24 protein-coding genes and 1 tRNA gene are annotated in these 23,368 nt (G+C 31.7%); 5 read left to right on the forward strand and 20 right to left on the reverse strand.

Annotated features, from left to right (window positions below):
* The 10 genes from rnr to HMPREF2561_RS02520 form a co-directional block, all read right to left on the reverse strand.
* A complete protein-coding gene (rnr, locus tag HMPREF2561_RS02475) occupies positions 1–2,379 on the reverse strand; it encodes a ribonuclease R (RefSeq protein WP_070468290.1) in 2,379 nt (792 codons plus the stop codon).
* Between the two features lie 37 nt (positions 2,380–2,416).
* Positions 2,417–3,157 carry an alpha/beta hydrolase gene (locus HMPREF2561_RS02480; protein WP_017175900.1) on the reverse strand — a complete coding sequence of 247 codons (741 nt, stop codon included), beginning with the start codon at positions 3,155–3,157 and terminating at the stop codon, positions 2,417–2,419.
* A gap of 205 nt (positions 3,158–3,362) precedes the next feature.
* Positions 3,363–3,596 (reverse strand): preprotein translocase subunit SecG, encoded by a 234-nt coding sequence (gene secG / locus HMPREF2561_RS02485; RefSeq protein WP_002448159.1) that lies wholly within the window; start codon positions 3,594–3,596, stop codon positions 3,363–3,365.
* Between the two features lie 67 nt (positions 3,597–3,663).
* Complete coding sequence (locus HMPREF2561_RS02490) at positions 3,664–4,134, reverse strand: hypothetical protein (protein WP_017175901.1); 471 nt, start codon at positions 4,132–4,134, stop codon at positions 3,664–3,666.
* Positions 4,135–4,307: 173 nt separating this feature from the next.
* On the reverse strand, positions 4,308–5,612 hold the full coding sequence (gene eno, locus HMPREF2561_RS02495; RefSeq protein WP_017175902.1) for a surface-displayed alpha-enolase: 1,305 nt from the start codon (positions 5,610–5,612) through the stop codon (positions 4,308–4,310).
* Between the two features lie 131 nt (positions 5,613–5,743).
* Positions 5,744–7,261 carry a 2,3-bisphosphoglycerate-independent phosphoglycerate mutase gene (gene gpmI, locus HMPREF2561_RS02500; RefSeq protein WP_070468292.1) on the reverse strand — a complete coding sequence of 506 codons (1,518 nt, stop codon included), beginning with the start codon at positions 7,259–7,261 and terminating at the stop codon, positions 5,744–5,746.
* A gap of 2 nt (positions 7,262–7,263) precedes the next feature.
* Entirely contained in the window at positions 7,264–8,025 is a 762-nt protein-coding gene (tpiA, locus tag HMPREF2561_RS02505; RefSeq protein WP_049419773.1) for a triose-phosphate isomerase, read from the reverse strand.
* A gap of 111 nt (positions 8,026–8,136) precedes the next feature.
* On the reverse strand, positions 8,137–9,327 hold the full coding sequence (pgk, locus tag HMPREF2561_RS02510; RefSeq protein ID WP_017175905.1) for a phosphoglycerate kinase: 1,191 nt from the start codon (positions 9,325–9,327) through the stop codon (positions 8,137–8,139).
* 145 nt (positions 9,328–9,472) lie between these two features.
* Positions 9,473–10,480 (reverse strand): type I glyceraldehyde-3-phosphate dehydrogenase, encoded by a 1,008-nt coding sequence (gap, locus tag HMPREF2561_RS02515; protein WP_017175906.1) that lies wholly within the window; start codon positions 10,478–10,480, stop codon positions 9,473–9,475.
* A 46-nt stretch (positions 10,481–10,526) separates the two neighbouring features.
* The gene (locus HMPREF2561_RS02520; RefSeq protein ID WP_070468294.1) at positions 10,527–11,546 is read right to left on the reverse strand and encodes a sugar-binding transcriptional regulator; all 1,020 of its coding nucleotides are present in this window, start codon (positions 11,544–11,546) and stop codon (positions 10,527–10,529) included.
* A gap of 266 nt (positions 11,547–11,812) precedes the next feature.
* On the opposite strand from HMPREF2561_RS02520, the gene HMPREF2561_RS02525 reads away from it, so the two are divergent.
* Entirely contained in the window at positions 11,813–12,040 is a 228-nt protein-coding gene (locus HMPREF2561_RS02525; RefSeq protein WP_049415386.1) for a hypothetical protein, read from the forward strand.
* 52 nt (positions 12,041–12,092) lie between these two features.
* Here HMPREF2561_RS02525 and HMPREF2561_RS02530 read toward each other — a convergent pair whose 3' ends face one another.
* Entirely contained in the window at positions 12,093–12,857 is a 765-nt protein-coding gene (locus HMPREF2561_RS02530) for a DUF4887 domain-containing protein (protein WP_049415388.1), read from the reverse strand.
* Positions 12,858–13,044: 187 nt separating this feature from the next.
* On the opposite strand from HMPREF2561_RS02530, the gene HMPREF2561_RS10845 reads away from it, so the two are divergent.
* From HMPREF2561_RS10845 to HMPREF2561_RS02540, 3 genes are all read left to right on the forward strand, one after another.
* Entirely contained in the window at positions 13,045–13,215 is a 171-nt protein-coding gene (locus HMPREF2561_RS10845) for a hypothetical protein (RefSeq protein WP_169925294.1), read from the forward strand.
* Between the two features lie 269 nt (positions 13,216–13,484).
* Complete coding sequence (locus HMPREF2561_RS02535) at positions 13,485–14,384, forward strand: TIGR01777 family oxidoreductase (RefSeq protein WP_049419774.1); 900 nt, start codon at positions 13,485–13,487, stop codon at positions 14,382–14,384.
* A 17-nt stretch (positions 14,385–14,401) separates the two neighbouring features.
* Positions 14,402–14,584: a hypothetical protein gene (locus HMPREF2561_RS02540; RefSeq protein ID WP_048683232.1), complete on the forward strand. Its 183-nt coding sequence runs from the start codon at positions 14,402–14,404 to the stop codon at positions 14,582–14,584.
* 51 nt (positions 14,585–14,635) lie between these two features.
* Here HMPREF2561_RS02540 and clpP read toward each other — a convergent pair whose 3' ends face one another.
* Positions 14,636–15,223 (reverse strand): ATP-dependent Clp endopeptidase proteolytic subunit ClpP, encoded by a 588-nt coding sequence (gene clpP / locus HMPREF2561_RS02545; RefSeq protein ID WP_017175911.1) that lies wholly within the window; start codon positions 15,221–15,223, stop codon positions 14,636–14,638.
* 177 nt (positions 15,224–15,400) lie between these two features.
* Between clpP and HMPREF2561_RS02550 the strand changes: the two genes are divergently transcribed.
* Positions 15,401–15,472 (forward strand) — tRNA-Arg (locus HMPREF2561_RS02550).
* 68 nt (positions 15,473–15,540) lie between these two features.
* On the opposite strand, the gene whiA is transcribed toward HMPREF2561_RS02550, so the two are convergent.
* The 8 genes from whiA to hprK form a co-directional block, all read right to left on the reverse strand.
* On the reverse strand, positions 15,541–16,485 hold the full coding sequence (gene whiA / locus HMPREF2561_RS02555; RefSeq protein ID WP_049419775.1) for a DNA-binding protein WhiA: 945 nt from the start codon (positions 16,483–16,485) through the stop codon (positions 15,541–15,543).
* Positions 16,486–16,582: 97 nt separating this feature from the next.
* Positions 16,583–17,569, reverse strand: coding sequence for a gluconeogenesis factor YvcK family protein (yvcK, locus tag HMPREF2561_RS02560; RefSeq protein ID WP_019834951.1), 987 nt, complete (start codon positions 17,567–17,569; stop codon positions 16,583–16,585).
* Positions 17,566–18,480 carry an RNase adapter RapZ gene (rapZ, locus tag HMPREF2561_RS02565; RefSeq protein WP_017175914.1) on the reverse strand — a complete coding sequence of 305 codons (915 nt, stop codon included), beginning with the start codon at positions 18,478–18,480 and terminating at the stop codon, positions 17,566–17,568. The genes yvcK and rapZ overlap by 4 nt, the downstream gene beginning before the upstream one ends.
* 153 nt (positions 18,481–18,633) lie before the next feature.
* A complete protein-coding gene (gene trxB, locus HMPREF2561_RS02570; protein WP_017175915.1) occupies positions 18,634–19,575 on the reverse strand; it encodes a thioredoxin-disulfide reductase in 942 nt (313 codons plus the stop codon).
* 63 nt (positions 19,576–19,638) lie between these two features.
* Complete coding sequence (locus tag HMPREF2561_RS02575; protein ID WP_069723662.1) at positions 19,639–21,078, reverse strand: tetratricopeptide repeat protein; 1,440 nt, start codon at positions 21,076–21,078, stop codon at positions 19,639–19,641.
* Positions 21,079–21,095: 17 nt separating this feature from the next.
* Positions 21,096–21,575: an acyltransferase gene (locus HMPREF2561_RS02580; RefSeq protein WP_070468296.1), complete on the reverse strand. Its 480-nt coding sequence runs from the start codon at positions 21,573–21,575 to the stop codon at positions 21,096–21,098.
* A complete protein-coding gene (lgt, locus tag HMPREF2561_RS02585) occupies positions 21,575–22,417 on the reverse strand; it encodes a prolipoprotein diacylglyceryl transferase (RefSeq protein WP_049382074.1) in 843 nt (280 codons plus the stop codon). Before lgt ends, HMPREF2561_RS02580 begins: the two co-directional genes overlap by 1 nt.
* A gap of 3 nt (positions 22,418–22,420) precedes the next feature.
* Positions 22,421–23,356: an HPr(Ser) kinase/phosphatase gene (gene hprK / locus HMPREF2561_RS02590; protein WP_017175919.1), complete on the reverse strand. Its 936-nt coding sequence runs from the start codon at positions 23,354–23,356 to the stop codon at positions 22,421–22,423.
* Between the last annotated feature and the right edge of the window lie 12 nt (positions 23,357–23,368).

Genomic DNA, 23,368 nt, shown 5'->3' on the forward strand with positions numbered 1-23,368 from the left:
TTATTTTTTCTTACGACGCGCTTTTTTCTTAATATTTTTATCTTTATAAAAAGGTTTATGCTTAGTTGAGCTTTGTTTATCACGTTGACGTTGATTTTTACCCTTACGTTGTTTACGTTTTTTCTTTTTGTTTTTATGATGATTATCTTTGGATTTATCTAAAGATTTACCACGCGTTTTAGCTTGAATCGTTTTTCCACGAGCAGGACGCTGTGATTTATCATTTTTAGGTAATGGCATGCCAACAATTTGGAAATCTATCATGCGTTCATCTACGTCTACATGAGTAACTTTAACTTTTACCTCATCACCAATTCTAAACACTTTAGCATGTCGTTCACCTATCAACGCCATTTGTCTTTCATCAAATTGATAATAATCATCTGTCATATTAGAAATATGAACCATACCTTCTATCGTATTTGGTAATTCAACGAACATACCAAAATTGGCAACAGAGCTTACAATACCTTCAAATTCATCACCAATATGTTGAATCATATACTCTGCTTTCTTCAACTCATCTGTATCTCTCTCTGCTTCAATTGCGCGACGTTCACGTTGAGATGTATGTTCTGCTAATTCTGGTAATGTTTCTTCCCATTTATGCATCTCTTTATGATTCATAGAGTGATCGACAAGATACTTACGAATTAAGCGATGGACAGTTAAATCTGGATAACGACGAATCGGGGAAGTAAAATGTGTATAATATTCTGCTGACAAGCCGAAATGACCTAAATTTGTATCATCATAATGTGCTTGTTGCATCGAACGTAACATCATTGTTGAAATAACCATTTGCTCAGAACGACCTTCAACTTCTTCTTGGATAGATTGTAATGTTGAAGGATGAATATCTTCACCTGTGCCTTTAACCATAATACCAAAATTAGTAATAAAGTCGAAGAACTGGCGTAATCGATCTGATTTTGGTTGTTCATGAACACGATAAATAAATGGCACTTCTAATTTGTTAAAATGTTCAGCAACTGTTTCATTGGCTGCTAACATAAATGATTCAATTAAACGCTCTCCTTCACCACGTTCTCGCATTATTACATCTGTAGGTAGTCCTTCTTGATTGACCAACACTTTTGCTTCATTAATATCAAAATCAATTTCACCACGACGTTTACGCATACGGATAAGTCGATTAGATAAATCTTGTGCTAAATCTAACATTGGGACAATTTCACTGTATTGTTGACGCACTTCTGTATTTTTTTCGGTAATAATTTGATTTACTGCATCATATGTCATACGATAGTTTGAATGAATAACACTATCAAATATGTCATGATTCACCACTTCGCCACGCTCATTTATTTCCATACGACAACTTAACGTTAAACGATCTACTTCAGGATTTAATGAACAGATACCATTACTTAAACGGTGTGGAATCATTGGAATAACACGGTCTACTAAATATACACTCGTTGCTCTATCATAAGCTTCTTTATCTAGCGCAGAGCCTTCTTTTACGTAATAACTTACGTCTGCAATACTTACTGTCAATTCCGTATGGCCATTATCTAGACGTTTAACGCTAATTGCATCGTCTAAATCTTTAGCATCTGCACCATCTATTGTAATTGTAAGATCGTTTCTTAAATCTCTTCGTCCCTTAATTTCTTCAGGTTTTATTTCTTCAGGGACTGATTCCGCTTCTTTTAATACCTCATCAGGAAATTCAATCTCAATTCCATGCTGATAAATAATTGAAAGAATATCTACTCCTGGGTCATTTTTATGACCTAGAATAGCAGACACATGTCCTTCTGGATTATCTGTGCCATCAGCATATTTTGTGATTTGGACAAGTACTTTATGACCATCTACAGCTCCAAGACTCTGTCCTTTAGGTATAAATATATCTTGCATAATACGTTTATCGTCAGGAATGACAAAACCAAAATGTTTTGCTTCACTATACGTACCTACCACTTGTGTGACAGAGTGTTTTTCTATAGATTTTACTTCACCTTCAACTTTTCCACGATGTTCTCCTCTGGATTTTTGTAATTCAACTATTACTGTATCTCCATCTAAAGCACGATTAATCTTTGTTGGTGGAATAAAAATATCTTCAAGTTCTTCGTTTTCTGGGCGTAAAAAAGCAAAGCCTTTTTTATTTTGACTTAAAGTACCTCTTATTAATTTTGAACTTAAATTCTTATTTGATACTTTACGTTGATAGCGATCTGTCTTTGTTCGCTCTACCAATCCTGCTTGTTCAAGTTCAACGAGCACCTTTATTAATTCTCTAAATGAGTCGGCACTACTAAGACCTAAAACATCTTGAAAGTCTGATACAGACATCGGTTCATAATCAGGTTGTTTTACAATTTCTTCAATGGATTGCTTTAAATTCATCATGCCCCTCCTTTCTTCAATCAATTATTTTTATGATTTATTCAGACCAGTCTAATCCTTCTAAAAACGCATATACATCTTCAAACACTTGCTCTTTTTCTTTATCAATTGTAATGACATGTCCTGAATTTGCATACCATTTAATTTGTTTTTCATCTGAATCTACATTTTCGTATATATAATTTGCTGACTGAGGATCAATCATTTCATCTTTTTCAGCTTGAACTACTAAAATGGGATCTAAGACTTCATCTACATCATTACGCACACGACTTAAAGTATCACTAAGTTCTTTGAGTGTTTCAGTAGGATGAAAATCTTCCATTTCTTTATCAATCGTTGCTTGATCTTTACCTTCGTATTTTTTAAAATTACGTGCATATTCTAAAAAACCTTCATAGATTGTACCTTCTGTTTTTACTTCGGCAGGTGCACACATTGTTATGATACCTTTTACAGGACGGTTTAAACTTAACTTCAATGCAAATACGCCGCCTAATGACAATCCAGCTACCGCTATGTCTTCATAACCTTGTTCTACAAGATAATCATAGCCATCAAGTACATCTTTAAACCATACATATGGACTAGACTTTAATATTTCTTCTGGCGGTGCAGCATGACCTTCATACTGTGGCGCATAAGAAGTATAACCTTTTTTTTGTAAAAATCTACCAAGTTGTCTTACATCTGAGGAATTACCTGTGAATCCATGTAGGAGTAAGACTGCTCTTTTACCTTCTTGGAAAAAGAAAGGTTGAGGTAACTTAATTTGCATTTTTTATCCCTCTCTAACAAAAATTATAATATGATTACTTTTTTTATTTTGTACTAATAGACTGCATTCATTATATAATCAATCTATTTTATTCCCTGAATAGCTTAAAAATATGCATTGATGATTATATTAAAATAATGATTTCTTTATAAAATGTGTTAACTCTATTATAAATAAAAAAGCCCGACATTGATATCGTCGGACCTTATAAACCAAAATAACTTATTCCAATCATTATTAAAAAGAAAATGATGGCTAACACAATTGTTAATCTATGCAAGAATAAATCGACGCCACGTTGTTTTTGCTTACCAAATAACTGTTCAGCGCCCCCGCTAATCGCACCCGAAAGTCCATTACTTTTACTTTCTTGGAGTAATACAACAGTAATTAATGCAATACAATCAATAATTAATAAGACCATAAATAATGTATGCATGAAAATTGTCCTCCGTTCATTATATACGTTCCGAATTATAACATATTCTTAATATAGTTATCAAATACTATCGATTAAATGTACTTTTACGTACAATTGAAATAATTAACATATATATGGCTAATATTGCTGAACCAATCACGACGATTAAAATAGGTAAAATAAATAAAACCGATTTTGTTTCAATAATAGCATTTAACACCATTGTTAAGTTGACAAGTGTAAATAATACATTTGATACATATACGGCAAACATAAACCACCAAAGATATTTATGTCGATTCCATAAAGCAATCACTCCAGCTAAATATGCAAGAATATACATAATACCTGTATATCTAAAACTATTTAAAATATTATCTACTGCACTGCTTGACGCTTTTTGATGTGCTAGTGTTAACAGTGTTTTAGCAGTGCGAGCATCTAAAGCAATAAAATTATGGATAATTAATAATATACAAAATACAAGCGAACTATATCCAATCAATTGACCAGTAATACGTTCTCTTTTATTTGACTGATTAAGTTGTTGATCCATCTTCAATTCTCCTTCTTTCAATTACAAGATTATTATATCAGTTTCATCAATGAAGTTAAATCTTACACTTCTATACTATTATTTAAAGTTTTATATTAAAAAAAGCCTGTCATAGTCTCAACTCTATGACAGGCAAACGCGTGAACTCTATTGATTTTAGTATAGTGCTAAAATTATTTATCTAAATTGTAGAAAGATTTAATTCCGTCAAATTTTGCTGTTTCAAATAATTCATCTTCAATACGTAGTAATTGATTATATTTCGCAATACGATCTGTTCTTGATAATGAACCAGTTTTAATTTGACCAGCATTTGTTGCTACTGCGATATCAGCAATTGTTGTATCTTCAGTTTCACCAGAACGGTGAGATACTACTGCAGTGTAACCAGCTTTTTGAGCCATTTCAATAGCATCAAATGTTTCAGTTAATGTACCAATTTGGTTTACTTTGATTAAGATTGAGTTACCAATACCTTGTTCAATACCTCTAGAAAGAATTTCAGTATTAGTTACGAATAAATCGTCACCTACTAATTGAACTTTATCCCCGATACGATCAGTTAATTGTTTCCAACCGTCCCAGTCATTTTCATCCATACCATCTTCAATTGTAATGATTGGATATTTACTAATTAATTCTTCTAAGTAGTCAACTTGTTCAGCTGCGCTACGTTTCGCACCATGTTCACCTTCGAATTTAGTGTAGTCATATACATCATTTTCATAGAATTCAGATGAAGCACAGTCAAATCCTAAGAATACATCTTCACCTGGTTTGTAACCAGCTTTTTCAATCGCTTTAATGATTGTTTCAACTGCATCTTCAGTACCGTCAAATCTTGGAGCGAAACCACCTTCGTCACCTACAGCAGTTTCTAATCCACGTTCACTTAAAATTGATTTTAAGTTATGGAAAATTTCAGCACCCCAACGTAATGCTTCTTTAAATGATTCAGCACCAGTTGGTAAAATCATGAATTCTTGGAATGCAATTGGTGCATCTGAGTGAGAACCACCGTTAACAATATTCATCATTGGGACTGGTAATTGTTTACCGTTAAATCCACCGAAATATTTGTATAATGGTTGACCTAATAAGTCAGCTGCTGCGCGTGCAACGGCAATAGATACACCTAAAATAGCGTTTGCACCTAATTTACCTTTGTTAGGTGTTCCGTCTAATTGAATCATCATTTTATCAATTGATACTTGATCTAAAACTGAAAATTCACCTTCAACGATTTCTGGAGCGATAATTTCGTTTACATTTTCAACAGCTTTTGTAACGCCTTTACCGCTATAACGTGATTTATCTCCATCACGTAATTCAACTGCTTCGTGTTCACCAGTAGAAGCACCTGAAGGTACTAAAGCACGACCAAAAGCACCACTTTCAGTTAATACTTCAACTTCAACTGTTGGGTTACCACGTGAGTCTAATACTTCGCGAGCATAAACATCTGTAATAATTGGCATAATAAATAATCTCCTTTAAATTTAGATTCCTTAATTATTATAACTATTTTTTGTTATTTAATAAAATATTTATACTAAGATGACTTAATATTAAAGAATAATATTAAATCATCTTATCATTTACAGTTTTACTAATGCTTAATTAAAGATTCACCTGTCATGTCTGACGGTTGTTCAACATTTAATAAGTCTAGTAATGTAGGTGCTAAGTCACCTAAACGACCAGTTTCACGTAATGTTACATCTTCTTTAGTAACAATTACCGGAACTGGGTTTGTAGTATGAGTAGTCATAGGTTGATCATCATCAGTTAAAACTTGATCTGAGTTACCATGGTCAGCTGTAATAATTGCATAGCCATTCATATCTAAAATTTTATCAACCACTTCACCTAAACATTCATCTACTGCTTCAATTGCTTTGATAGTTGGTTCAAGCATACCACTATGACCTACCATGTCAGGGTTAGCAAAGTTTAAAATAATTAAATCTAAATCACCTTTGTCTAACTCTTCTAACAATGTATCTTTAACTTCGTATGCACTCATTTCAGGTTTTAAATCATACGTAGCAACTTTAGGTGAATCGATTAAGCGACGACGTTCACCTTCAAATTCTTCATTACGTCCCCCACTCATGAAATAAGTAACATGTGGGTATTTTTCAGTTTCTGCAATACGTAATTGTTTTAAATTATTATTTTGAGCAACTTCACCAATTGTATTCGTTAAATCAACTTTTTCAAATACGACTTCTGCATCAACATTATCATTGTATTTAGTAAACGTTGCATAGAATAAATCATTTACACGCTCAACTTTAAAGCCGTCAAATGCTTTATTTGTAAATATTTCAGATAATTGTGCTGCTCTATCAGGACGGAAATTGAAGAAGATAACAGCATCACCATCTTGAACACCTTCATTTTGTCCTTCAACTATGAAAGGTTCAACAAATTCATCTGTAACATCATTTGCATAATTCGCTTCTACACCTTCTTTAGCGTTCGCATAAGAAGGTCCTTCGAAATTGCGAATAGCATTATAAGCTTTTTCTTCACGATCCCAACGTTTATCACGGTCCATTGCGTAATAACGACCTGAAATTGATGCGAATTGACCTACACCAAGTTCTTTGAATTTAGCTTCTGTTTCTTCAATATATTTAATTGCTGATTTTTGATCTACATCACGACCATCTAAAAATGCATGTACATACACTTTATCTAAACCTTTTTGTTTAGCAAGTTCTAATAATGCAAATAAATGTTTGTAATGACTGTGAACACCGCCATCTGAAAGTAAACCAAATACATGTAATGCTGAATCGTGATCTTTAACGTGTTGAGCTGCTTTACCTAACACTTCATTTTCGTAGAAATCACCATCTTCAATGGATTTATTAATACGAGTTAAACTTTGATAGACAATACGGCCTGCACCTATATTCATATGACCTACTTCAGAGTTACCCATTTGACCTTCAGGAAGACCAACATCTAAACCACTTGCTTCAATTTGAGTCGTAGGATATGTGTTGTAATAACGATCAAAATTTGGTTTATGCGCTTGTTTTACTGCATTACCATGTTCACTTTCACGGTTAGCAAAACCGTCTAAAATAATTAATGATGTTGGTTGTTTAGCCATAATTATTTAGCACCTTCTAACAATTGTACAAAATCATCTACTTTAAGTGATGCGCCACCAACTAATGCACCATCGATATCTGATTGAGCCATATATTCTTTAACATTATTTGGTTTCACACTACCACCATATTGAATACGAGTCACATCAGCTACATCTTGACTAGACACGTCTGCTACTGTTTTACGTACTTGTGCACACATTTCATTTGCATCTTCTGAAGTAGCTGATTTACCAGTACCGATTGCCCAAATTGGTTCATAAGCAATAACAACTTCTTTAAGTTGATCTTCTGACAAGCCTTTTACTGCTTCTTTTACTTGGTTGCTTACTACTTCGTTAGCTTTGCCATTTTCTCTTTCTTCATCTGTTTCACCAACACAAATAATTGGTGTCATTCCATGATTAAATACTGCATGTGCTTTTTTATTTACATCTTCATCTGTTTCATGGAATAATTCACGACGTTCTGAATGTCCAATAACGACATATTTAACACCTAAATCAGCTAATGCTACTGGAGAAGTTTCTCCTGTATATGCACCATTATCTTCAAAATAAGTGTTTTGAGCACCAATTTTTAATCCTTTTGCTTTGCCATCATTCACTAGAGAGATTAATGCATCTAATTGAATTGTTGGCGCACAAATTACTGATTCAACTTCCTTTTCATCAGGTAATGTAGGTAAATTGTTTACAAAGTCTTTAGCTTCTTGAACTGTTTTATTCATTTTCCAGTTACCAGCTATGATTGGTTTTCTCATTATTGACACTCCTATTATTAATAAATTTAAACTTAATTATAAATATTTACGTTCTTTTATTGTTTTCCCATGAAAATCATAAAAGAAACATTTTTATTATTCAAATAAATATTATTTATCGTTAATTGCTTTGATACCAGGTAATTCTTTACCTTCAAGGTATTCTAATGAAGCACCGCCACCAGTTGAAATATGAGTGAAATCATCTTCAAATCCTAGTGAAATTGCAGCCGCTGCTGAATCACCGCCGCCGATAATTGTGATTGCATCTTCTAAGTTAGCAATTGCTTTACATACACCGATTGTACCTTTAGCAAAATTACTAAATTCAAATACACCCATAGGTCCGTTCCATACTACTGTGTGAGCACCTTGTAATTCTTTAGTAAATAACTCGATTGTTTTTGGTCCAATATCCATTGCTTCTTGATCACTTGGAATTTCATCAATAGACACTTCAGTGATTTTAGCATCATTTGAAAATTCTTTAGCTACTTTACAATCAACAGGTAATACAATTTGATCGCCATTTTTTTCTAAAAGTTCTTTAGCAAAGTCAATTTTATCTTCTTCTAATAAAGATAGACCAATTTCTTTACCTTGTGCTTTTAAAAATGTATATGCCATACCGCCACCAATAATGATTTTATCAGCGATATTCACTAAATTTTTAATAACACCAATTTTGTCAGATACTTTAGCACCACCTAAAATAGCCACAACTGGTTTATGTGGATCATTTACCACACCACCGATAAATTTAATTTCTTTTTCCATTAGGTAGCCTGCAGCTGTTTCTAGATGAGTAGAAATACCAACATTTGAAGCATGTTCACGGTGTGCAGTACCAAATGCATCATTTACAAACACATCACCTAATGATGCCCAATACTTACCTAATTCAGGATCATTTTTAGATTCTTTTTTACCATCTAAATCTTCAAAACGAGTATTTTCAACTAATAATACATCGCCTTCATTTAAATTTTTAATTGCAGATTCTAATTTTTCACCGCGTGTTTCTGGAATAAACACAACTTCTTTGCCTAATTTTTCAGTTAATGAATCCGCTACTGGTTTTAAAGTTAACTCTTTTTTATCACTTTCTTCTTTAACTTTACCTAAATGAGAGAATAATACTAATTTACCGCCTTGTTCTAAAATATATTTAATTGTTGGTAAAGCTTGAACAATACGGTTATCATTTGTAATTTCACCGTTTTTTAAAGGTACATTAAAATCAGCACGTTCAAGTACAACTTTCCCTTTTAAGTCTAAATCAGAAACAATTTTTTTTGCCATTATAATTTCCTCCTTTAAATAGGAATTATTAATATAAAAATAAGCGGAGAAGCGTTAGTGCTCCCCGCTTACTCATAAGCTAACTTCATTCAACATTTTATATAAGTGTACTGAGCACAAGTTTTTATTAAACTAGGCTACGAAATTATTTAGTTAATTCAGCTAAATATTCTAAAGTACGTACTAATTGAGAAGTATAAGACATTTCGTTGTCATACCAAGCAGCTACTTTAACTAATTGTTTGTCGCCAACTGAGATGACACGAGTTTGAGTTGCATCGAATAATGAACCAAAGTTCATACCAACAATATCTGATGATACGATTTCATCTTCAGTGTAACCGAATGATTCGTCAGCAGCATTTTTCATTGCTTTGTTAACATCTTCAACTGTTACTTCTTTTTCTAATACAACTGTTACTTCAGTTAATGAACCAGTAGCTACTGGTACACGTTGTGCTCCACCATCTAATTTACCATCGATTTCAGGAATTACTTTACCGATAGCTTTAGCTGCACCTGTTGAGTTAGGTACGATGTTTTGTGCTGCTGCACGTGCACGACGTTTGTCACCTTTTTTGTGTGGACCATCTTGAGTCATTTGGTCGCCAGTGTAAGCGTGAATAGTTGTCATTAAACCTTCAACAATACCAAATTCGTCATTTAAAACTTTAGCAACTGGTGCTAATGAGTTTGTAGTACATGAAGCACCTGATACTACTGTTTCAGATCCGTCTAAATCTTTGTGGTTTGTGTTAAATACGATAGTTTTAACATCACCTTTAGCTGGAGCAGAAATTAATACTTTTTTAGCTCCTGCATTAATGTGTGCTTCAGCTTTTTCTTTTTCTGTATAGAAACCAGTACATTCTAATACTACGTCGATATCTAAATCGCCCCATGGTAATTTACTTGCATCTGGTTCTTCAAAAGATTTAACTTCTTTACCATTTACACGGAAACCACCTTCAACAACTTCTACGTCTCCGTTAAAGCGACCTTGCATAGTGTCATATTTTAATAAATGAGCTAACATTTCGTCGTCTGTTAAGTCGTTTACTGCAACTACTTCAATACCTTCTACGTCTTGAATTCTTCTGAATGCTAAACGACCAATTCTACCAAAACCATTAATTGCTACTTTTACTGCCATTATAATGGCCTCCTTTAAAATGATATTTAAAAAGTTAAATAACTTTTTATTCCTTATTTAGTATTACTTTAGCTGCTGCTTCATCAGTAATTAATATTGTATTTTGGGGAGCAATACTGAGATATGCTTTGATAGCTTCTCCCTTAGACATGCCGCCAGCAACAGCATATATAAATTCTTTGCTTTCTAAATCTTCAAGTTGTAATCCAATAGTTTTTACTTTTTGAACTACATGACCTTGAGCGTCAAAATAATATCCGAAAGCTTCTCCGACGGCTTGATGATGTTGAAGTCTTTCAATCACCTCATCAGATGATTGTCTACGATGCGCCATCTTCAGCGCATCACCAATACCGTGTATTGTTATATTTGCTTGTTTAATCTTTTCTAATGTGTGCACAACTGATGGTTCCATCAGTAATGTATTATATGTTGATTCGCTTACATTATCTGGTACATATAGGGTAGTATAATACCCACCACTTTGTTGTGCCATACTTGCTGCAATTGTATTTGCTTGATAAACCATATTTTCACCAAGACCACCACGTGCCGGAACAAAAAACACATTAAATGGTAATAAATGCATTGCTCGGCTAACATTAGCCATTGTTGATCCGCCTGTCACTGATACAATTGCATCTTCATACAATATATCTTCTAGTAAATGACCTGCTTGTCTACCCATCTCAGACTTAACTTCTTCATGCATGTCAGCATTTCCAGGTATGACATATACTTCTTTAACTCCAAAGTTGGACTTAATATGTTTAGCATAATGATTATCATCTTTATACACTTTAAAGTAATCACTTAATTGATTAAGTACTTTTGTACCTTCCTCGGTGATTTCCATACCAGTTGATTTTACTTGTATAAGATTTTGCTTTTTTAATATGTCTGTTTCTGTTCTTAAGACTCTTTCTGTAATATCCATATGTTCGCTTAAACTTCTACGCCCAACAGGTTCATTATTTGAAATTGTCGTTAAGATAGAGAAACGTCGATACATTTTATCAACTAAGTCAGGAACCAACTTTTGTTGTAGTTTAATCAGGTCTTTCACTACTACCTTCCTCCTATTTTTCTCAAAAGGTAATCGAGAGTTAGAGGGGGTTTGACTTTTTTTGTCCCAGGTGGGACAAAATTCAACCTCTTTACAATTGCAATACTACTATTGTCGTTATAAAAAAGCAAGCGAAAACCCTTATTATTTTAAATAATCTGTTAAATATTTAAAATAGGGTATAGTAAATGCAATAGAGTTAACTTTATAGGTTTTTCAAAAATGATGAATTATAATTGAAAATTAACTAGATAGGAGGAATTACTTTGAAATATAAAGACAATAAGGATATAGAAGTTTTAGATCCTTCTGATAATAGATATAAAGATGATGACTATTTTAAAAAAGAACAAGAATATCGAGATATGTCTGAACATCACAATACAATACGATATCACTATGGTTGTGGTTGTCCTTTTGGTTGTTTCTCTTCCATTTTTATATCGATTGTTCTTTCAATTATCTTAACGTTCTTGCTCAACTGGATATTTTAAAAAAACCTAGAGATACACACATGGTAAAATGTGTATATACCTAGGTCTTTTTTTATTCTTCGTTTGAAGATCTCTGAGATTGTTGGGTATTACTTTTTGATTCTGAAGTTGTTGAACTAGATGATTGTGTTTTAGGCTCGGCAGTAGATGGTTGCGTCGTTGATTTTTGTGTTTGTGATGATTGATTTGTATTAGCTCGTTCTTGTGTAGTAGTTGTGTCATTGTTACTTGAATTATGTTGTGATGTTTCAGTTGAAGCATTAGAACGAGAAGATTGACTTGACTGAGTGCTTTCAGTTGATTTATTTGTTTCTTCTTGCGTTGCTTTTTCTTGAGTTTGTGAGTTTTCTTTTTGTTGAGTACTTTGAATTTGATTTGTACTAGGTTGTTTTGTAGGTGTTTCTTTAGAAGATTGTTGTGTTTGTGCTGTTTTACCTTGATTAGTAGGTTGTACTCTTATTGAATTACTTTGCTCATTAGAATAGTTATCAGTGACATTTGGATTTTTTACATTATCTAATTTATTTTCCTTACTATTATTTGTATTGTTTTCACTTGTTGTATTTTCTTGCGTACTTTCTTCGTTCTTTTTATCACTTTCAGTATCTTTATCTTTCTTATGTTTATGTTCTTCCGTTGATTGATTATTTAAACGTTCATTGACTCTGTTTGAATTATCTACAAAAGCAAAAACTGCAAACACTAATCCACCAAGTAATAGAAGCACAATAAGTGTACTAATTATTTTAGAAATACCACTCATTTTTTTCTTTTCATGTGCTTCATAGTCTTTAAGATTTCTATTTTTTTTTGACATGGACTCCCTCACTTCTTAATTATCTATTCATCCTTTAATATAGCAATCTATTTTACATTATTTCCTTTTAAAAAAATAAAAAAACACTTAAGTACATATATAAATGAAATACTCATTCAATTATATATGATAACATCATATATAAATAACTACACTATCAATATAAAGTGAATTTTGGAGTGACAAAATGAAAAAAGATACTTTTAACACATTATTTAAAAATCCTTCAAGCAATAAAATTAAATCTATGATGTTAAGTAATGATGATTTTGATGAAAGTAAAAATTCAAAATTTGATATATTAATTGGCATTTTAATTCCTATAATCATATTATTCTTAATCTTATTTATAAAGTAATATAATAGAAACTTGAAAGAGAATAGAAAGAAATTAAAATGACTTTTGTTTTGTATATTATTAAAGGTATAAACATACTTTTTAAATATTCTACTATTCTCTATGGCAAAGCTATACTTATATTATAGCTAAATTTAGGTAAATTTAATGACCGTATTTTCTAAAGTTAATGACATATTATTGAATAAATCTTGAATGCTTTTTGAGCATCTTTCTCTACATTGTCATTAAAAAATTTATTTTCTTTATAAAAAATGAGGTGTTAGTAAATGAAACAATTTTTAATTACTGGTGGAACTGGAATGGTAGGTAGTCATTTAGTAAATGAAATTAAAAAAAGAGAGGCTCATATTACAATTTTAACCCGTAGTGATAAACAAAGTGATGAGCCTAAGATTACGTATGTTAACTGGTCTAAAAAAGGATGGGAAAATCAAGTGCCAGATATTGATGTAGTTATTAATTTAGCAGGCGCTACATTAAATAAACGTTGGACACCCTCTTACAAACAAACGATTATGACAAGTCGTATTCAATCGACTGAATCTTTAGTTCATTTATTTGAGCAACGTCAACATAAACCTGAAGTGCTTTTTAATGCAAGCGCTATGGGTTATTATCCTCCAAGTTTATATCGAACTTATACAGAACAATATCAAACACTTCCTTTTGATTTCCTGTCAGATGTCGTTTATCAATGGGAACGATTTGCTCGTCGTTTCGAAAATTTTGGTACACGTGTTGTATTAGGAAGATTTAGTATGATTTTGTCTTCTGAAGGTGGCGCACTTCAAACGATGAAACTACCATATAAATTCTACGTAGGCGGTAAATTAGGTTCTGGACATCAATGGTATTCTTGGATTCACATAGATGACTTAGTGCGTGCGATTTTATTTACAATTGACGAATCAAATGCAAAAGGTCCATTTAATATGGCTTCTCCAATTCCTGAACGTCAAAATTTATTTGGTTATACGCTTGGACGTACGATGCATAAACCACATGAAACGTGGGTGCCATCATTAATTATGCGTGCTGTACTAGGAGAAATGTCGACAGTAGTTCTCGATACTCAAAAAGTCTTACCTAATAAATTAGAAGCATTAGGGTTTAATTTTAGGTATAATAATTTAAAAGTTGCACTTGAAGACTTAATTAACGAATAGTAATTGGAGATTTAGTGATGAATGACAACAAGTTAACGTATATCTTACTACTTATCGCTAGTATATTTTTAATTTTAAATGGTGTCTTTGCTTTCGAAAAGAGTATCATTATGGTACTTTTATCTTTTTTCTTTATTATTATAGGATTATTATTAGGGTTTGTAGCTATACAATATTTATTAAAAACTAAAAAACCATAAAAAAGGAAGAGCATCAATGCTCTTCCTTTTTTACATATTAAACAATTCTATTTACATATCTTCAGGTTGCATTACGTGATCAATTAAACCATATTCTTTTGCTTCATCAGCAGTTAAGAAGTTATCACGATCAGTATCTTTTTGAATTCTTTCAATACTTTGACCTGTACGTTCAGCTAAAATACGATTTAATTTTTCACGTGTTTTTAAGATATGGTTAGCAGCAATTTCAATTTCTGTCGCTTGACCTTGAGCGCCACCTAATGGTTGATGAATCATAACTTCAGCGTTTGGTAAGGCAAAACGTTTACCTTTTGTACCAGCTGCTAATAAGAATGATCCCATTGACGCAGCCATACCAATACAAATTGTTTGTACATCTGGTTTAATGTGTTGAATTGTATCGTAAATAGCAAATCCTGCTGTTACACTACCACCTGGAGAATTGATGTATAAATAAATATCTTTTTCAGAATCTTGAGCTTGTAAGAATAATAATTGTGATACAATTGAATTTGCAACATTATCATCAATTGCTGAGCCTAACATAATAATGCGGTCTTTTAATAGACGAGAATAAATATCATATGCGCGTTCACCGCGATTTGTTGTTTCAATAACTGTAGGAATTAAATTCATTATATTTCCTCCTTGTAATTAACTGTTATATTTATTTTACAACAAAAGTCAAAAATGGTCAAAAATAATACTTCTACTTTTATTTGACGTTGCTTTTTATAATTTTATACACTATTCATATATTCAAATTGTACTGTTAATTATATATTTAGTACAGAAATTAGTTTTTATATTATACTCCTCGTAGTGTAATGGATAACACGTAAGATTCCGGTTCTTAAGATAGAGGTTCGATTCCTCTCGAGGGGGCTATTATTAAGAAATAGGATGAAACGTTATATTAATGTTTCATCCTATTTCTTAAAACACATTTTATTTTATAATTCGACTTTTTCTCCATTTCTAATTTTATCAGCGAGTTCATTTAATTTTCGTAAGCGATGATTTACTCCTGATTTAGAAATAGGCCCATTTGATATCATTTCTCCTAATTCTTTCAAAGAAATTTCTTGATGTTCTACTCGTAATTTTGCAATCTCTCTTAAACGATCAGGTAAATTATCTAAACCTATTTCTTCATCAATTAATTGAATGCTTTGTACTTGTTTCATAGCTGCACTCACAGTTTTATTTAAATTAGCTGTTTCACAATTTACTAATCTATTGACAGAGTTTCTCATATCTCTCACTATTCTTACATCTTCAAATTTTAATAGTGCTTGGTACCCCCCTATCAAACTTAAAAACTCAGAAATTTTCTCCGCTTCTTTCAAATAAGAAATACTTCCTTTTTTTCGTTCTAAATGCTTAGCATTCAGTCCATAACTGTTCATTAGTTTAGTTAATCCCTCAGCATGTCCTTCATATTGAGAAAAAATTTCTAAATGGTAGGAAGAGGTTTCTGGATTATTTACTGATCCACCCGCTAAAAATGCCCCTCTTAAATAGCTTCTACGCATTTCATCATCTTTAATCATACTCGCATCAATGTCATGAACGAAAATACCATTTTTTAAAATACCTAATTTATCAAGTATTTCTTTAGCACGTACTTTAGTTCGACAAATGTAGATATTATTCTTTTTTAATTTCATTTTTTTTCGTACTAAAATTTCTACTTCGACATTAAAAATACGCTTAATTAATGAATATATTCTTCGAGCCGTAGTCGCATTTTCAGTTTGAACATTAATTACAAATTGTTGATTAGATAAACTGAGTGCACCGTTCATCCGAATCAAAGCGCTAAGTTCAGCTTTAGCATTACTTTCATCGACTTCAATGCGGGTCAATTCATTTTTCATATCTGATGCAAAACTCATTGATGCTCCCTCCTTTTCTCATCATCATTATTATATGTAATTAACATCTCAAAATATATAACACTCTATATCAAATTATTTTTAAATTCATTAAAATTTATTTTTTAGGTTTAAATTGAATTGTACTTGTTAATTCAAGTGCTAAATCATATACAAGTTTAGCAAGTACCTTTGTATTATGACGAACAAAGACATGGTCATAAATTTCTACAAGATTTTTAGAAGTAATCATTTTAATATTATTTTCTGTTAATTTTATTTTATTCGTACTTACAGGATGAGCATTACGTTCTTTATATCGTTGAAGAATCTGTTCATCAAATGCATCATTACTACAAATAACATAATCAATAAATGGTTCACCAGCATGTTGATGAATAGCTTTAACATGATCGTAGACATCATAATCATTTGTTTCTCCTGGTTGAGTCATAATATTAGAAATGTATAATTTCGGTGCTTGTGAACTTATGATTGCTTTAGAAATACCTTCAATACACAAATTTGAAATTACACTTGTATACAGTGAACCAGGACCTAGAACAATTAAATCCGCTTCTTGTAAAGCATCAACGGCTTCCTGCATGGGTTCTACATTAGATGGTTCTAAATAGACACGTCGAATTTTTTTATTTTTTTTAGGTATTTTAGATTCACCTTTAACAATCTCACCATCTTCTAAAACAGCATTTAACATAACATTAGTATTAGTAGATGGAATCACTTTTCCTTTAATGTTTAAAATTTTACTTAATTCTTTCACTGCATGACCAAAGTCATTTTTTATATTTGTAAGTGCTGCAAGTAATAAATTACCTAATGAGTGACCTTCAATTTGATGTTCTTCAAAACGATACTGAAATAATTCTTCTAGAATTGGTTCTGCATCACTTAGCGCTGCAATGACATTTCTAATATCTCCTGGAGCAGGAATAGACATTTCATCTCTAATTTTACCTGTACTACCACCATCATCTGCAACTGTAACAATAGCAGTAATATCTATTGGATATTCTCGTAACCCTCTAGCTAGTACTGAGAGTCCTGTGCCTCCTCCGATTAGTACTACTTTCAACTGTTTCATTTCTTCACGCCACTTTCAATATGTGCATCTCTATGATGAACATACACATTATAATCAAATATATCATTTAACTCTTCTCCGATACGTTTAGCTAAGGCTACAGAGCGATGTTGTCCGCCAGTACAACCTATTGCTATAACCAGTTGTGATTTACCCTCTTTTTTATAGCCTGGAATCATAAAAATAAGTAAATCCATTAGTTTTTCAAAGAAAGTTTCAGTTTCTTTCCATTTCATCACATAATTATAAACTGCTTCATCTTCTCCAGTCATCGGTCTCAAGTCTTCAACATAATATGGATTAGGCAAAAAGCGTACATCGAATACTAAATCAGCATCTTTCTGAATACCATGTTTAAATCCAAAACTAGTTACATTAATACTAAATGAATTCATTTTTTCATCGGCGAAATGACGTTTGATTCTTTCTTTTAATTCTTTAGGCTTTAACTCTGTAGTATCAATAATATAATTCGCTATTGATCTAATATTTGAAAGTAATTGTTGTTCTTCTAGAATTGAATCAATTAAAGACATTTGACCATTTTGATTTAAAGGGTGCGCTCTACGTGATTCTTTATATCTAGAAATTAATTTTTCAGTTGTAGCTTCTAAAAACATAACATCTACAATAACATCATTTCTCGTTTTAATTACATCAATTTCATCTATAAGTGATTTAAATAACTCTTTTCCTCTTAAATCAATTGCAATTGCTACTTTTTGAAGTGAAGGGTTACCTTGCTCCATTAACTCCACAAGTTTAGGTAGTAATATAGGTGGTAAATTATCTACACAGAAAAAGCCAATATCTTCTAAACATTGAATAACTAATGATTTACCAGCGCCAGACAATCCTGTAACAACTAATAGTTCACTTTTGCTCATTTCATCATTTATTTGATTAACCATTCTAAGCACCATCCATTTAAGCATACATGTATTTATATAACATCATAGCATATATTTTTACCTTGCTAACAATTTGTATCGACTTTACTGCTAAGAAAAAAGCTAGTAATAATACTTCTATCAGAAGTGATTATTCTAGCTTTAATTAATTCCTTAAGCTTCTTCTTTATCTTTTAATTCTTCGATATAATCAATTGCACTTTGTGCAGCAATACTACCATCACCTGTAGCAGTTACGATTTGACGTAATCCTTTATCTCTCACGTCTCCAGCTGCAAAAATCCCTGGTACAGAAGTAGTCATATCATCTTTTGTAATAATATAACCCATATCATTTGTAATACCTAAGTTATTAAATGGTGCTGTTAAAGGTTTCATCCCAATATAAATAAATACACCGTCTGCATCTAACGTTTGTTCAGACGCATCTTTTGTTGAAACTAACGTTACAGATCCAACTTTTCCATCTTTTTCATTAATTGATTTCAAAGTGTGACTCCAAATAAAATCAATTTTTTCATTTTTAAATGCACGATCTTGTAGAATTTTTTGGGCTCTTAATTCGTCTCTTCGGTGAACAATTGTTACTTTATCAGCGAATTTAGTAAGGAATGCGCCCTCTTCTACCGCTGAATCGCCTCCACCAATAACAAATATATTTTTGTTTTTAAAGAATGCACCATCACATACTGCACAATAACTTACGCCACGGCCACCTAATTCTTGTTCACCAGGAACACCAATTTTTTTATATTCTGCACCTGTTGAAATAATCACTGCTCTAGCTGTTATAGTTTTATTTCCTAGATTAATCACTTTGTGATCGCCATTATCTTCAATTGATTTGATATCTCCATATTGATAAGAAGCACCAAATTTTTTCGCATGTTCAAACATTTTTGTTGATAAATCTGGACCTGTAATCATTTCAAAACCTGGAAAATTTTCAACTTCTTCCGTATTTGCCATTTGTCCTCCAGGCATACCACGTTCAATCATTACTGTATTTAGATTTGCACGTGATGCATAAACTGCAGCAGTCATTCCAGCTGGTCCAGCCCCAATTATCGCAACATCAAAATCTACTTCGTTCATTTTTATACCTCCTACGTTTATATTAATACGCGCATTATATAGTATTATTTGCTTTTCATAAATTTATATGCTCAATAATTTATCAATTGCGTTATCTAATTTATATCTTGTAGTATTAAAAATTTCAATAATTTTCTTTTTAGTTATATGTTTTTTATGATAACGGTAATATAAATAAACATGTGCTGCAATATATCTATTTAACTCTTTAAAATTAACGCCTTCAACGATTAAAGCTTCTCCTTTATCAACCCAACTGACAAATAATTCTGTATCAAACGATAGTTCTTCAACGTCATACATTTTCTTTAAGCCTTTATGAATAAAATCAAGCTTATTTAAATGTAATCCTTGAACTAAGTAAGTTAAATATAACTTTTCATAGTCATTCATGTTTTCCAATACTGACCAAATGTCTTCAGTCATTAGTATTTCTTTTCCGTTTAACTGATTTAATAAAAATACGCCATATAATCGATAATGACTGTCATCATCTAATAATAAAGGTAATATTTTTTGTTCAAATGTATATTTACTTTCTTCTAATACCCATGGGGCATACCCCACATCTACTTCAGAAATTTGCAATAATTTATCCCAAAATAATTTACTTTGTTTTTTATTTCCTAAGTAATAATAGTTATAGCTTAAAGCATTAAACATTTGAATTGAAACAAACTTACCCTTTTTATATAAAGGTAATAAAAGTTGTTGAGACGCTTTGTACTGTTTGAGATAACTTAGTACAATACCTAACTTAAAACTTTCATCTTCGTTCATCGGCATCACTTTATTTAATATTTTTATATATTTGTGATACTTCTCTGTTTCATTAGTATTATATAATAGCAATGTATAATGACATAGTGCATGTACATCCGAGTTATCTTCAGCAAGCAATGTTTCGAATAATTCTTTAGCAATCTCATATTCACTCAAATAAAGATAACACATTGCTAGTAAATTTCTAATAACGCGATGCGACTGAATATCATCGTTTTGTTTTAAAATATACGTTCGTGCTTCTTGTAAACGTCCTTGAGCGAATAAATATTGAAATAATAATTGAACTGCAAATAATTGTGCTTCCATTTCAATTTTATTTTCTTCAATATAAGAAACTTCGAACATTTTTTCTAATTCTTCTCTAAAAGAATCATCATTTGATAAAATTACATAATTAATACCAAACAAGAAGGCCTTGTTTGGCTCGTTAAGTTTAATATTCAGTTGACTCAATTGATAATAACTTTCTGCTACATTATGATCATTTATAATGCTTTCATAAAACATTTTTTCTGCTTTTTTATTCAAATTCAATTCATTTAAACAATCGGCATACTTAAGTCTTATATCAAAATCTTCAGGTGACAAATCTAGCACATTTCTATAATATTCAGCTGCTTTTCTATAATCTCTCTGTTTATATTTTTGATCTGCCATCTTTCGATAAAAATTCTCATCAAAAGTCATTGGAATAATTTTTTGTTCCTTTCGTGCCATGCTTTGTCACCACTTTCTTATTTATTATGAATTTGCATGGGGTTTCCAAAAGCAATAGTATCATCGGGAACATCTTTAGAGACGATAGTACCTACTTTAATTATAACGTTATGACCGATTTTCACCCCAGGTAAAATGGTCACATTTGCTCCAATTAAAGTATGAGAACCAATGTCCACTCGTCCATAACGATACTCATTTACTAAAATTTCATGCGTTAATATTGTTGTATTATAACCAATAACAGTATTACTGCCAATAGATATTAACTGGGGATGAAAAATATCAGGCATTACCTTATAGGCAAATGCAGTTCGTTCCCCAATTGACATCTTCAAGAAATGAATATAAATATAACGTTTTACATTTAAAAAAGGAATAAAGCGACTTATTTCTATTATTACTGTATTTTTTAACACTTTAGAAAAACGAACAAATTGGTAAATGCGCCATAAGGGATTCATCGACTGTGTATTAATAATAGTTAATCGTCTCATTATTTTACCTTCACTCTTGAATTCCAAGTTAATGGTCCAGCATTTTTATAAATAACTGGTTGATGTTTGATTCGACGATAGATAATTAAAATAATACCCATAATCATTAAAATAACTGAAACAAGTTGAGCTACGCGAATATGACTTGTTAACATTAAACTGTCTGTTCGTAATCCTTCAACGAAGAAGCGTCCTATTGAATACCAAATGAGGTATAATGAAAATGTTTCTCCAACGCGTAGATGCTTTCTAAGGGTAATTAATATAATAAATCCAAGTATATCCCAAATAGATTCATATAAAAAAGTAGGATGATAGTATACACCTTCAATATACATATTTCGAATAATAAATTCTGGAATATGCATGCTTTCTAGAAATGTTCTTGATACTGGTCCGCCATGAGCTTCATGATTCATAAAATTGCCCCATCGCCCTATACCTTGAGCTAATATAATACTTGGTGCAACAATGTCTCCAATTTGAAAAGGATTAAGATTTTTCAATTTACATAGAATAATTCCAGTAATAAAGCCACCTATTAATCCACCGTGAATAGCTATCCCGCCATGCCAAATTTTAGGTATTTCTGATGGATTTTCCATATAATAAGGCCATTGAAATATAACAAAATAAATTCTTGCAACTAGAAATCCGAAAATTGCACAATAAAAGATAATATCTACTAATGTATCTTTATGTAATCCTATAGATTTCAAGCTTTCTTGAGCAATAAAATATCCTATTAATATTCCTACTGCAATAATAATTCCATACCATTTTATCGATAAAGGACCTATATCGATAGCAGTAGGATTGATATAATTCAAATTAAAAAGCATATACTATTTCCCTTCATTCTGATTCCCATTCTTGATAATTTCTTCATTCAAACGTTGATTAAATTCTTCAGCTGTATTAATACCCATGATATTTAAACGATAATTCATTGCAGCTACTTCTATAATAACAGCAACGTTTCTTCCTGGTCTTACAGGGATTGTTTTTTTAGTTATTTCCGTATCTAAAATCTTTAATGTTTCTTCATTTAATCCAACGCGATCATATAATTTATTCTTATCCCAATTTTCAAGATTTATATTTAACCGTATTTGTTTTTGGGTTAGAATTGACCCCGCTCCAAATAAAGTCATGACATTGATAATTCCTAGTCCACGTATTTCTAATAAATGTTCAATTAACTTAGGTGGTGTACCAACCAATTCGTCTTTCGTAATTTCACGAATTTCAACATTATCGTCTGCTACTAAACGATGACCTCGCTTTACTAATTCTAATGCTGTTTCACTTTTCCCGATGCCAGAGTCTCCTGTAATTAATACTCCTACACCATATACGTCTACTAAAACACCGTGTAGAGAGGTCGTTTTAGCTAACTCATGTTCTAAAAATGTCGTTAATCGACTCATTAAACTTGTTGTAGCATCTTTAGAAACAATCAAAGGTGTATCCATTTCTTGAGCCGCTTCAATCAGTTCCTGAGGTGGCTCTAATCCTCTTGTCACAATAATTGCTGGCGTTTCAGGACGACATAATTTTCTCATTCGTCCCCGTCTTTCTTCATCTGGTAATAAATTGTAAAATGATAATTCAGTGGTACCTAATAATTGAATACGATTTGCTGCATAATGAGAAAAATAACCTGCCATTTCTAAACCAGGTCTAGAAATATCAATGTTTTTAATCGTTTTATTTAATCCTTTTTCTCCAGTAAATAGCTTCAGTTTTAATACTTTAACCAATCTATCTGTCGTTAACATGAGTTCACCTCA

Source organism: Staphylococcus sp. HMSC069E10 (assembly GCF_001809205.1).
In the GTDB taxonomy this organism is placed as follows: domain Bacteria; phylum Bacillota; class Bacilli; order Staphylococcales; family Staphylococcaceae; genus Staphylococcus; species Staphylococcus hominis.

Bases quoted from the DNA above. Each gene is read 5' to 3' on its own strand.
- hprK (WP_017175919.1), bottom strand. From the start codon at position 23,356: ATGTTAACGACAGATAGATTGGTTAAAGTATTAAAACTGAAGCTATTT.
- tpiA (WP_049419773.1), bottom strand. From the start codon at position 8,025: ATGAGAAAACCAATCATAGCTGGTAACTGGAAAATGAATAAAACAGTT.
- rapZ (WP_017175914.1), bottom strand. From the start codon at position 18,480: ATGGTTAATCAAATAAATGATGAAATGAGCAAAAGTGAACTATTAGTT.
- HMPREF2561_RS02530 (WP_049415388.1), bottom strand. From the start codon at position 12,857: ATGTCAAAAAAAAATAGAAATCTTAAAGACTATGAAGCACATGAAAAG.
- HMPREF2561_RS02575 (WP_069723662.1), bottom strand. From the start codon at position 21,078: ATGGCACGAAAGGAACAAAAAATTATTCCAATGACTTTTGATGAGAAT.
- HMPREF2561_RS02540 (WP_048683232.1), top strand. From the start codon at position 14,402: ATGAATGACAACAAGTTAACGTATATCTTACTACTTATCGCTAGTATA.
- HMPREF2561_RS02480 (WP_017175900.1), bottom strand. From the start codon at position 3,157: ATGCAAATTAAGTTACCTCAACCTTTCTTTTTCCAAGAAGGTAAAAGA.
- gpmI (WP_070468292.1), bottom strand. From the start codon at position 7,261: ATGGCTAAACAACCAACATCATTAATTATTTTAGACGGTTTTGCTAAC.
- clpP (WP_017175911.1), bottom strand. From the start codon at position 15,223: ATGAATTTAATTCCTACAGTTATTGAAACAACAAATCGCGGTGAACGC.
- whiA (WP_049419775.1), bottom strand. From the start codon at position 16,485: ATGAGTTTTGCATCAGATATGAAAAATGAATTGACCCGCATTGAAGTC.
- rnr (WP_070468290.1), bottom strand. From the start codon at position 2,379: ATGAATTTAAAGCAATCCATTGAAGAAATTGTAAAACAACCTGATTAT.
- HMPREF2561_RS02535 (WP_049419774.1), top strand. From the start codon at position 13,485: ATGAAACAATTTTTAATTACTGGTGGAACTGGAATGGTAGGTAGTCAT.
- trxB (WP_017175915.1), bottom strand. From the start codon at position 19,575: ATGAACGAAGTAGATTTTGATGTTGCGATAATTGGGGCTGGACCAGCT.
- eno (WP_017175902.1), bottom strand. From the start codon at position 5,612: ATGCCAATTATTACAGATGTTTATGCTCGCGAAGTATTAGACTCACGT.
- HMPREF2561_RS02580 (WP_070468296.1), bottom strand. From the start codon at position 21,575: ATGAGACGATTAACTATTATTAATACACAGTCGATGAATCCCTTATGG.
- lgt (WP_049382074.1), bottom strand. From the start codon at position 22,417: ATGCTTTTTAATTTGAATTATATCAATCCTACTGCTATCGATATAGGT.
- HMPREF2561_RS10845 (WP_169925294.1), top strand. From the start codon at position 13,045: ATGAAAAAAGATACTTTTAACACATTATTTAAAAATCCTTCAAGCAAT.
- yvcK (WP_019834951.1), bottom strand. From the start codon at position 17,569: ATGAAACAGTTGAAAGTAGTACTAATCGGAGGAGGCACAGGACTCTCA.
- secG (WP_002448159.1), bottom strand. From the start codon at position 3,596: ATGCATACATTATTTATGGTCTTATTAATTATTGATTGTATTGCATTA.
- pgk (WP_017175905.1), bottom strand. From the start codon at position 9,327: ATGGCAAAAAAAATTGTTTCTGATTTAGACTTAAAAGGGAAAGTTGTA.
- HMPREF2561_RS02490 (WP_017175901.1), bottom strand. From the start codon at position 4,134: ATGGATCAACAACTTAATCAGTCAAATAAAAGAGAACGTATTACTGGT.
- gap (WP_017175906.1), bottom strand. From the start codon at position 10,480: ATGGCAGTAAAAGTAGCAATTAATGGTTTTGGTAGAATTGGTCGTTTA.